Origin of the sequence: Streptomyces sp. YIM 98790 (genome assembly GCF_011421595.1) — a bacterium.
Taxonomy (GTDB): Bacteria; Actinomycetota; Actinomycetes; order Streptomycetales; family Streptomycetaceae; genus Streptomyces.
Window position 1 is genome coordinate 1 of sequence record NZ_WTLH01000387.1, and the last position, 1,111, is coordinate 1,111.

Sequence of the window (1,111 nt, forward strand, 5' to 3'; positions counted from 1 at the left end):
TATTGAGCCGGAACTATTGGGTTGCCTACATGATCGTGTAGCGGACGTGTCGGGTGTGGAAGTAGCCGCGGACGATGTGGGGTTGGCGCTGTCGGCGGCGGAGGAAACGGCGAGTCTCGTGGGCGAGGTCGTCTACTGAGCGCGCGCGGGAGGCGTGTACGTGCCGCTTGATATCGGCGTTCAGCAGCTCGTCGGGGTTGAGTTCGGGGCTGTAGCCGGGCATCAGGTGCAGTTCGACGCGGTCGGCGTTCTCCTCCAGCCAGGTGCGGACGGCCTTTGAGCGGTGGACCGGGTGCCGGTCGGCGATCACGTGGACCTTCCGGCCTGCCTGACGGGCGAGCCGGTCCAGGAAGCCGGTGAACACCTTCTCGGTGAAGCGGCCGGTGAAGACGGTGAACCACAGCGCGCCGCGCGAGGCGATCGCGGACATGACGTTCACGCGCAGCCGCTTGCCGTTCACCCGCACCACCGGGGTGCGGCCCTTCGGCGCCCAGGAGCGGCCGGGCGGAGCCGTGTCCGAACGCAGCCCGCACTGGTCCGCCCAGGCCACCATGGCCTTCTCCGTCTTCGCACGGGCAGCGATGGTCGGGTATTCCTCTTCCAGCCAAGCGCGCACCTTCTTCTCCTGCTGCTGGTAGGCGCGGCGGGCCGGGCGCTGCGGGGCAAAGCCATGCCGGCGCAGCCACTTGCCCACTCCGCGCTCGGTCATCACCACCCCGGTCACCATCCGGACCAGCTCCCGCACCGCGGCCCGCGTCCACAGTGGCCCGCCGATCAGCAGCTCCTCGGGCGAGTAGTCCGCCATCGCCTGGAACAGCGTGCCCCGTTCCTCATCCCTGATCAGCTCGTGCGGTCCCGGGCGCCGGGTGCGCCGCACCGCCAACGCGTCCCGCCCGCCGTCACGGTAGGCCCGCCACCAGCTGCCCACCGACCGCTCGCTGACCCCGAACACCTCGGCCGCCCGCCGGTAGGTGCGCACTTGCCCTGATTCCAGCGCGGCCACCACCCGCAGCCGCACTACCTCCCGCGTGGCAGGATGCAGCCGACGCGCGTCCTCAACCTCGATCACGCCCTGCCAACGAGCAGGCAACTCAACCGTTCCGGATCAATA

General features: G+C 69.8%; 1 protein-coding gene. It reads right to left on the reverse strand.

The annotated features are described in order from the left end of the window. Positions 1-25: 25 nt before the first annotated feature. The gene (locus GQS09_RS28280) at positions 26-1,069 is read right to left on the reverse strand and encodes an IS630 family transposase (RefSeq protein ID WP_313896387.1); all 1,044 of its coding nucleotides are present in this window, start codon (positions 1,067-1,069) and stop codon (positions 26-28) included. Positions 1,070-1,111: the final 42 nt, after the last annotated feature.